Source organism: Clostridium sp. (assembly GCF_016650095.1).
In the GTDB taxonomy this organism is placed as follows: Bacteria; Bacillota; Clostridia; order Clostridiales; family Clostridiaceae; genus Clostridium_AD.
In genome coordinates, this window is the sequence record NZ_JAENWL010000107.1 from 1 (window position 1) to 9739 (window position 9739).

Here is a 9739-nt window from a genome sequence, read left to right on the forward strand (position 1 = left end):
CAAGAATAATAGTGCTAATATTTCATTTTTGGAAAAGTCTAAGAATATATCACTCCACTGCTGTGGAAAAAACAAGACCTTAAACTCATCAAAACAATTAAAAAAGTTTTTCTCTATTTTGTTTATATCCATAACATCCTCCAAATTAGTTCTCGCATCGAAGTATATTTAAATACTATCACCGAAGTATTTTCATGTCAATAGACTTTCATATAAAAATCACGCTATGTTTTAAATTAAACACCAAACTGAATATGAATTTCCATTAACACTGAAATTACCATTGCCATCCTCTGCTATTTTAATTTCTCCAGAAACATTACCAGTTACATCCACAAATACCTTACCTGAAAGCTTTTCTCCAACAAACATATTCTTACAACCACCGTTGTTTGTATTAGAAATCAAGGCAGCTAGTCCATTTTCTCTCGTCCATCCCACAATATGTGCATCATCAAAATAATCATGCTGCCAGCCATAAGCAAAATCTTTTCTAGCTTTTAATAATTTATCTAATTTATCTTTTAGTGAAGCTATATTATTATTTGGTATTCCATAATAATCTCCAAAGAAAATACACGGTATCCCCTCTTGCCTTGTCAAAATAAAAGTATATGCCTGTAAACTAAATGAGTCATCTACAAAAGACTCAAGGGCTTGTCCTGGTTGTGTATCATGATTATTCACGAAAGTCACTGAATTTTCAGAATAACAACTTATTAAGGTATTTGACATTAAACCCCTTAAATCATAGTTTTCTTTTTCATTTGCGGCTGTTGCAAACTTATAATGAAGTGGAACATCAAAAATATTAAATGCATGGCAGGTTTTCTCAACATACTTTTTTAAAACATTAACATCACCATGCCAATATTCTCCTACTGCAAAAATATCTTTGTTTGTAATCTTTCGTATATCATTAATCCACTTATTAAAAAAATCAAATTCGATATGTTTTAGTGCATCTAATCTAAACCCATCAAGATTTGCTATTTTTATGTACCATAACCCCCATCTTAAGAGTTCTTCATATACTGAGGGTGAACTAAAATCTATATCTGTAAACATAAGATAATCATAATTCCCATTTTCTTCATCTACATCTGGATTCCAACACTTACCAAGCCCAGTAAATTCAAATATAGCATTTTCTTTTCTATTCTCATCCCAATCTACCCCGTCAAATTGTTCAAAATTCCACTTAAAGTCAGAGTACTTATTATCTCTTCCAGGGAAGTTAAACTTGGTCCATGCCTTTATATCATATTCTTCGGTTATTTTATTGTTTCGATTTCTAGGATCAACTTTAACCACCTTTACCCATTCAGTATCATCTGCTCCCCCCTTTTGGTTAAGCACGATGTCTGCTAATATCTGAATGTTATTTTTGTGAGCCTCAGCTATTGCATTTATATATTCATCTTTTGTTCCATATTTAGTTCTTACGCTCCCTTTTTGATCAAATTCACCAAGATCATATAGGTCATAAGCACCATAACCAACGTCATTACTGCCGCCTGCACCTTTATATGCAGGCGGAAGCCAAAGAGTGTTTATACCAGCATCACTTAAGGCTTTACTATGTTCTTTTAAAAAGTTCCAGTGTCCTCCATCAGATGGAAGATACCATTCAAAAAATTGCATTATAGTTTTATTCATGTTGCCAGCTCCTTTTATATAATAAAATAAAGGCAATATATATCCATTACGAATACTCTCATTGTATTGATACACTTAACCTTAAATTGCATACCCACCTATGCAATTTATTATAGCATTTAGCTATGCGTTTCTAAACAAATATTGTAATATTAAATTTTTCTTAATCGTTTGTGTATTCTCAGTGATTATAATATAATTAGTGATACTGAGCCAATTTTATAAATGATTATAATTGTGCTTAATTTTTATAAAGGATTGTAGGGAGGATTAGCTATGGATATTATAGATGTACTTAATGAAATTAATAAGATAGGTGAAGATTTAAAAGATAAAATTGCCCCTTTGCAAGTAGTAAAAAAATTCAAAAGTGGAAGGTCTGATGCAGGGGTATATATGGTTGAATATGGTGCTGCTAATAAGGTAGGTATTTTAAAGGTAACTAAAAACAATGAGGCAAAGGTATTCCAAAAGGCCTATGAACTAGCCGTCGCGAATAATATGCAAAAGTATATTGCTAAACTCATATCTAGTTATAATTTTCAAAATAAAAGCAAAACTAACTTATATGCTAACTTATATGATTTAGCAGGTGATGATATAAACAATAGTGAGACGTTCTTGGATAAGGTTCTAAATGAAGATGAACTTAAGGATACTATAGTATCAACAATAACTAAGTTTTTATTTAGTTGGAATAAAGAGCATGTAAAAAGAAGCATGTCTCCAATGGATATAGTTAAAAATGAACTATCATATAGATATATGGATACTAAATATGTACAGGCTTTTGAATCAATAGGGATAGACAAAAATATAAAATGGATATCTTTAGATGGAACGGACATATTGCTACCTAATCCATATTATTATTTTAACAATGAAGATATTTGGAATAAATTAAAAGTAATATGTCTTACTTCATATGCACATGGAGATTTTCAAGGAGATAATATTATAATAACTGAAAATAAGCCCGTTATAATTGATTTTTGTGATCTTTTAGAAGATTGTAATGTTTTCCACGATCTAAGATACCTTGAATCCATTACACTTGGAGATTGTTTAGAAATTGATAAAGAATCAGATAGAGAATTATGGAGTAAGGTTTGTGAAAGTTTAAGCTTTGGAATAACAGATGTAGATCTTCCTCAAGGAAAAGGAATGACTCTTTTAAGACAGCTAATTGGTAAGCTACGTGAAAATGTAAAGTTAATTGTTTCTGATAGTCGTAACAGCTTATATGATCCTTCATTTCATCTTGCAGGAACAGCTTCTGGCTTAATTAATATGAGAAAATACACAAGTGTGAATAAAAAAAAGGCAGCTTTCATATATGCAGCCTTTAATCTTAAAATGTTCCTAAAGGATGAAGCTGTTAATATGTATCACCCTAAATTGGATTCATGTATAGTCTTTAATTGGAAGAATCAAAAGGCTGGAAATAACCTTGTTGTGTTGCAGCCAAATAAATAATGATAAGTTATATATATATGAAACAATTTTAATTTTGACTTTATTTAATTAATTAAAACAGTAAAGTAATAACAAATAAACACGATAAAATAATAAATTAGACATCCATAATTTTCTGAAACATGACTCCTTTTTTGTACTTTATGTTAATTTTATTTTATTATCTCTCAGGCTATTGATTTTTTCTCTAATAAGGTATAACGTAGAGCAATAGGTTAACATTTATGAGTAAAAAACAGATTTTAATATGCTAGTTAAGACTAGCAACCTAAATCCTAATCAAACTAAATTTAGGGAGTGTACTATATGTTTTTAATACCAGATCCAAAACAATTAGAGCTGATGGAAGGCACATTACAGCTTAGACGAGATACTGAGATAATCTTAGAATATCAATGTGATTTTGATGACTTAAATACTGCTATTGTATTACAAGAGGAAATTCAGCAGCAATTAGGCTTCAAATTAGAAATAAATAAAGCCTTTGACTGCCATAGTAATAAAACTGTTATCGTATTAAAAAAAGCAGACGGTAAAAAAGAGGCTTACAACTTAACTATTAATGAAAACTGCATTGAAATATGTGCGGCTACTTCCATAGGAATATTTTATGGAGTACAGACATTAAGACAAATTATTAGGCAAAATGGAACTTTACTGCCAAACCTCAAAATTGAAGATGAACCTTACTTTGCTAACCGTGGATTCTACCATGATGTTACAAGAGGCAAGGTCCCAACACTTAAAATGCTTATGGAACTCGTTGATAGAGCCGCTTTTTATAAAATTAATCAATTACAACTATATATAGAGCATACTTTTGCATTTAAGGGCATGAGTGAAATTTGGATGGACAAAGACCCACTAACAGCTGAAGAAATATTAATACTAGACCAATATTGCCAAAAGAGACATGTTGAGTTAATTCCATCCTTATCTACCTTTGGGCACATGTATGAGGTGCTTAGATCCAAGTCCTTTAATGAATTGTGTGAGCTAGATAACAGTGAGGGAGGCGAATACTCCTTTGGTCATAGAATGGTTTCCCACACACTTGATGCGACTAATGAAGGAAGCATAAAACTAGTTGAGAAAATGTTGATGCAATATATACCACTATTTAGCTCACACAAATTTAATATATGCTGTGATGAAACATTTGACCTCGGCAAGGGTAAAAGTAAAGCCAAAGCTGATGAAGTTGGTGTTGGAAGTCTATACGTTGAGTTTTTGAACAAAGTAATAGATATAGTCAAGAGGAAAGATAAGAAAGTTATGTTCTGGGGGGATGTAATTTTGCATCATCCTGAACTTTTAAACAATATAAATAAGGATGCCATATGTCTTAATTGGGACTACAATGAAAATGCCAAGGAAGATGGAACAAAAGCAATAACCCAGGCAGGTATGGAGCAGTATGTATGCCCCGGTGTATGGGGATGGAATCAGCTAATAAACAAAGTGGATAAAGGTTTTGAAAATATAAAAAGAATGGTAGCCTATGGTGTTAAATATGGTGCGACAGGGGTTCTCAATACTGACTGGGGTGACTTTGGTCATATTAATTTTTTAAGTAGCTCAATTCCTGGTATGGCATACGGCGCATCCTTATCATGGAATCCAAATGGAGAGGAAGATTTTGAAAATGTATTTAAGGCCTTGTCCATAATAGAGTATGGTGACGACTCACTTGAACTCGTGTCACTACTTAATCACTTATCCAAAGAGCAGGTTGTAGGCTGGTATGAACTAGTCGAATGGAAGGAAGGCCATAGTGAAAATTTAAATATTAAAGATATCTTAAGTAAGCTTGATTGGAAAAAGATATTAGCTGGTTATAACTTAGCTTGTGAAATAGAAAATAAGTTTACTAGATTATCTAAGAAAGTGTGCATAAACACCTTCGATCTTCAAGAATTTATTGTTTCAGCAAGAGCAATCCAACTTGTGAATAGTTTTTTCCTAAATCTTTTGAAGAATGAGTACAGTGAAAAAGATATAGATACTGTATTTAGTCCAAGGGAACTCGCAGAAAATCTTGAAATATGGTTCTATGATTATGCAAAAATTTGGAGAATGAGAAATAAGGAAAGTGAGCTATATAGAATTAGAGAAATTATAGCTTATACCTGTAAATATTTAAGGGAAATATGCTCGATAGCTTGCTAATAACCTCTCTTAACTATAAAAAGATGCTAGAATTAATTCTAGCATCTTTTTACTTTTATAATCTACTATTTTAATTTAGGGAGCTGGCGAAGGAATTACCTCACGCGTCCCACCTGCCGGATAGACTTTCGATAAATCAACTGTCTTTAACTTTAGCTTTGATTTTTCCTTTAAGGTGTTTATGTCATTAGCTTTTATTAATCCGTTCGATAGTGTATATAGAGTATCCTTTATATACAAAATCCTATCTACGAAATATTGTCCGTTAAACATAGGGTAAATCTCATAATTGTTAGTTGCTGAATTACTTTTGTTTGAATTATCATCCTCATCCATGTGCGTTATTTTTCCTTTAAGCTTTATACCATTTACTAAATCAATATTATAAATATAAGCTCCTTGATAGCTTTGCTCTGAAATATTAGTATTATTATCATAATTGTAATTATTTTCAGTAACAGGCAATGCCAATAGGTTTTTTTCCTTTGAAAAAAGTAATGCCTTGTGATTATTTAACACCTCTGAATAGGTACCCGCACCACCTATTGTTGTCATAAACTGCTGCACTGGTTTGGATACATCACTTACATCAAAGATTGCAATTTTCATGCCCTTTGTTTTTGCTCTATCCATCCCACCCTCATTAATTACTGTACTATCCATTCCGAAGCCTATTAGATGCGTCTCATCATAAGGATGCAAATAATTAGTGAACCCTGGTATCTTAAGTTCTCCTAAAACCTTGGGACTAGCTGGATTCTTTAAGTCTATTACAAATAGTGGGTCAGTCAGCATAAAGGTTACTATATATGCCCTATCGTTCATAAATCTAACCGAATATATTTGCTCACCATTTGCAAGACCTTGGAGTTTTCCTACTGCTTTCATGTCTTTATCCAGTATAAAAAGATTATTAGTAATTTGATCTTGTGGTTGATTGCTCATTTTTTGATCGGGGGCCACAATATCTGTACTTGGAGCTACTGGGGCTACACTTGTAGTTGACCCATTACTTTGCGTCATAGACTTTTCAGATACCATGGGAGCAACTGTAGCATATTTATATTCAGTGGTAGCAATTCTAAAGTAATCATTTCGCTCATCCATAGAAAACTGATTGGTGATGGTACCTGGAACTTCACCACTCGACACAAATTTTACACCAGTATTCTCATAGGCAAATTTATAAATTATAGTGTTCGTGTTTCCATTATTATTTTCATCCTGAGAAAACTTTCTACCTGCTATATATAAATTCTTATCCGATGAGTATATACTATTTCCTGAACCAAGAATTGTACTAATATTTACCTTCTCTTTATTATCCTCTACATTATAAGATGCCACCATTATATAGTTCGGCTCGATAGAATCTGGCAGATATTTTATTGTATTATAATCAATAGTTATCTTATCCTTACCAACCGCACTATCACTGTAATAAGCCTTGCCTATATCTGCATCCTGTTTAATGTTACCTATATTATTTAAATATTTATTTGCAACAATATATACTCTAGGCCCTATCATTCTTGAGGAGCTATAAACCCCGTCTACTTCAATGTCTCTTACTTTCTTTATATTTTCTTTATCCGATATATCAAAGCCTATAACCTTTGTAACTTCATTAGTTTGCATCATATAGGATTTAGAACTTTGAGATGAATTCTTCTGAGCATCTATATTTTGATAGCTGTTCCCAACAACTACCAATATATTTTCATTTAAATAAATGCCACTAATATTATAGTTTTCTTCAAATGTAATATTGTTTATTGCCTCCATTTTAGAATCTGTTCCTACTTTAATAACATTTATAATTTTCTGTGCGTTTACCTTAAAAATATATTCTCCATCCGTTTTCACTAAATCCTCTTCATCCACACCCTCAACCTGTAGGTTGGTCGTCGAATGGTTTATTTGGGCATCAGTTGCATTACTTTGCACGCTTTTATTAGCTGTAGCACTGGTTTCTCTACCACTATCTGAGCTACTTTTCTCTGTTACTGTAGTTTGTGGCATCTCTGCGGATCTAGGAGCAATATTATCCATAGCCATCTCGCTCTTCATTCCATAATTTTGACCAAGACCAATATAATTTTCCAGTAGTTTCTGCAAATTTTTTGATGACCCTACAACTGGAAGTATATTGATAGATTGTACTATTTTACTTGGTTGTGTTTGAGTAAGTGATGTATTATTTGGATTAAGAAATTTTATACCTGATGCGGTTCCAATTGTTAAAAATAAACATGCTGCTACAGCTGCTAATGATTTAACCGCTATTTTTCTTTTATAGGCCTTTCCTTTTTTTATACCCCTTTCAATAGCTAAATCAAGCTCTGGCGGAACCTCTATATTGTCATATTCTTTTTTTAGCTCATCCATATTGTCTTTATTCATATTAGCTCCTCCTTTAAATCTAACCTAAGTTCTACAAGTGCCTTATGCAACATTGTTTTTACTGTTCCAAGAGGGCACTCAAGTATCTTGGCTATCTCAACCAGTGTCATATCCTGAAAATACTTTAATATGACAATTGTTTTATATTTTCCATGCAACTTATCAACCGCTACTTTAAGGTCAATTATCTGCTCATCGTCCTTTGGAATTATTAAAGTATCAGAGCTAACATTTTCTTCAAAGTATACAACCCTACTGTTCTTATTCATACAATCCAAAGAAGTATTAATAAGTATCCTAGTCAGCCAGGTATTAAATAAACTCGGTTCCTTTAGCTTTTTAATAGATATATAAGCCTTATAAACTGTATCACTAACAATATCCATAGCATCTTCTTTGTTTTTAACATAAGCAAAAGCTGTTTTATAAAGCTGATTTTTTCTTTCACTTATGAGTTCATAAAAAGCGTTATCGTCCCCCTTTTGAGCTAATTTTATTTTTCCATTAGTATCCACTTTGTAGCCCCCATTTCCGATGTAACTCTGAGATTTATATCATTTTTTAGTAAAACTTCAATCATCATTCTAATCCCCCTAAAACATTATGTAATAATATTAGCTTGTGCCTATGGTTAATATCAATGTTTATACTAATTAGACTGTCTATAGTAGCATTTAGTTTTCTATAAGTTAAAAATAAATATAAAGTGTTAACTATAATAATTTCATATCCAATTTTATTATAGGTATTAACTATTTTACCTATTTTAATATAAATAATTAAATATAAAAAAGCGTTACCTGATTGGCATATCAGGCACGCTTAGTTGATATAATACTTTATAATTATGTACAAATCAAAACTACTATTGCTCAGCCGTAGCAGTCAAAACTGCGCGCCCAAGTATATGACTTGACATTTTGAATCCAAGAGCTGCTGGAGTTGAATCAATAGAAACATCAATATCCTGGACATCTAAGGCATGTATAATAATTATATACCTATGTGATCCGTGTCCAGGTGGAGGAGCAGCCCCTATAAAACGTGCAGCCCGTGCATCATTAGGAAATTGAATAACACCTTTAGGTAATTTGGAACCCATATCGTCCCCTGCCCCAGTTTTCAATTCAGTGGTAGTTGCAGGAATATTTGCAACTGCCCAATGCCAGAACCCTGATCCGGTTGGCGCATCAGGATCATATATAGTTACAGCATAGCTTTTTGTTCCTGTTGGCGCCCCACACCAAGACAGCTGTGGAGAGATATCTTGACCACCTTTTATACCAAGTATTCCTGAAAACTGAGCTAGAGCAAATGGCTGTCCCTCTGTAACATCTGTGCTGGTAACCTTAAAGCTCGCTGCCTTCGGCATCCTTGCAAATAAATCATTAGTCATAATCATTTCCTCCTAACTTATTTTAGTTATATGTTAAGTATACACCAAATAATACATTATTAAAAAGTAATTCTTTATCTGATAATAATAAAAGGAATTAGCCTTTTACGAATAGTACCTTAATAATTAATTATTTTTACGCAAAATAAAAACCACTAAGTTAAACTTAGTGGTTTTCTGTTACCTGGCGACGACCTACTCTCCCACAAAGTTACCCCTGCAGTACCATTGGCGCATTGAAGCTTAACCGACCTGTTCGGTATGGGAAGGGGTGTTACCTTCATGCCATAATCACCAGATTTATAAGGTATTAACCTTACTTTAAAAGTATACCAAGCAATAGTTAACTTGTCAATATACTTTCTGAGATATTCTCTCAAAATTGCACAGTGAACTTATCTTCTTCCTTCGTCGAAGCTAGTCTTCTCGCTTACGCTCAAAGCTTTCGCTCCTTTTTTACAAAAGGAGTATATCGCATTGTTAATGTTTTTTAAATAATTATTTATCTTGGTCAAGCCCTCGACTTATTAGTATTAGTCAGCTGAACATGTTACCATGCTTACACCTCTAACCTATCAACCTGGTGTTCTTCCAGGAGTCTTACTAACACCGCACTTACGTGCGAGTTATGGGAAA

Annotated in this window: 6 protein-coding genes and 2 rRNA genes; 2 read left to right on the forward strand and 6 right to left on the reverse strand. The window is 32.7% G+C overall.

The genetic code is table 11. The features are described 5' to 3' along the window. Positions 1-231: 231 nt before the first annotated feature. On the reverse strand, positions 232-1659 hold the full coding sequence (locus JJE11_RS08305) for an alpha-amylase (protein ID WP_291634464.1): 1428 nt from the start codon (positions 1657-1659) through the stop codon (positions 232-234). A gap of 276 nt (positions 1660-1935) precedes the next feature. Between JJE11_RS08305 and JJE11_RS08310 the strand changes: the two genes are divergently transcribed. Both JJE11_RS08310 and JJE11_RS08315 read left to right on the forward strand, forming a co-directional pair. Further along, positions 1936-3135, forward strand: a complete 1200-nt coding sequence (locus tag JJE11_RS08310; protein ID WP_291634466.1) for a hypothetical protein — start codon at positions 1936-1938, stop codon at positions 3133-3135. Positions 3136-3441: 306 nt separating this feature from the next. Next, positions 3442-5304 (forward strand): glycoside hydrolase family 20 zincin-like fold domain-containing protein, encoded by a 1863-nt coding sequence (locus tag JJE11_RS08315; protein WP_291634469.1) that lies wholly within the window; start codon positions 3442-3444, stop codon positions 5302-5304. Between the two features lie 75 nt (positions 5305-5379). Here the strand turns inward: JJE11_RS08315 and JJE11_RS08320 are convergent, their stop codons facing one another. From JJE11_RS08320 to JJE11_RS08340, 5 genes are all read right to left on the reverse strand, one after another. After that, complete coding sequence (locus JJE11_RS08320; RefSeq protein WP_291634471.1) at positions 5380-7707, reverse strand: beta-propeller domain-containing protein; 2328 nt, start codon at positions 7705-7707, stop codon at positions 5380-5382. After that, complete coding sequence (locus JJE11_RS08325) at positions 7704-8222, reverse strand: sigma-70 family RNA polymerase sigma factor (RefSeq protein WP_291634473.1); 519 nt, start codon at positions 8220-8222, stop codon at positions 7704-7706. Before JJE11_RS08325 ends, JJE11_RS08320 begins: the two co-directional genes overlap by 4 nt. Positions 8223-8572: 350 nt before the next feature. Beyond that, entirely contained in the window at positions 8573-9103 is a 531-nt protein-coding gene (locus tag JJE11_RS08330) for a YbhB/YbcL family Raf kinase inhibitor-like protein (protein ID WP_291634475.1), read from the reverse strand. Between the two features lie 182 nt (positions 9104-9285). Then, positions 9286-9402, reverse strand: a 5S ribosomal RNA gene (gene rrf / locus JJE11_RS08335). A 208-nt stretch (positions 9403-9610) separates the two neighbouring features. Then, a 23S ribosomal RNA gene (locus tag JJE11_RS08340) occupies positions 9611-9739 on the reverse strand; the annotation flags it as partial.

Bases quoted from the DNA above. Each gene is read 5' to 3' on its own strand.
- JJE11_RS08305 (WP_291634464.1), bottom strand. From the start codon at position 1,659: ATGAATAAAACTATAATGCAATTTTTTGAATGGTATCTTCCATCTGAT.
- JJE11_RS08310 (WP_291634466.1), top strand. From the start codon at position 1,936: ATGGATATTATAGATGTACTTAATGAAATTAATAAGATAGGTGAAGAT.
- JJE11_RS08315 (WP_291634469.1), top strand. From the start codon at position 3,442: ATGTTTTTAATACCAGATCCAAAACAATTAGAGCTGATGGAAGGCACA.
- JJE11_RS08320 (WP_291634471.1), bottom strand. From the start codon at position 7,707: ATGAATAAAGACAATATGGATGAGCTAAAAAAAGAATATGACAATATA.
- JJE11_RS08330 (WP_291634475.1), bottom strand. From the start codon at position 9,103: ATGACTAATGATTTATTTGCAAGGATGCCGAAGGCAGCGAGCTTTAAG.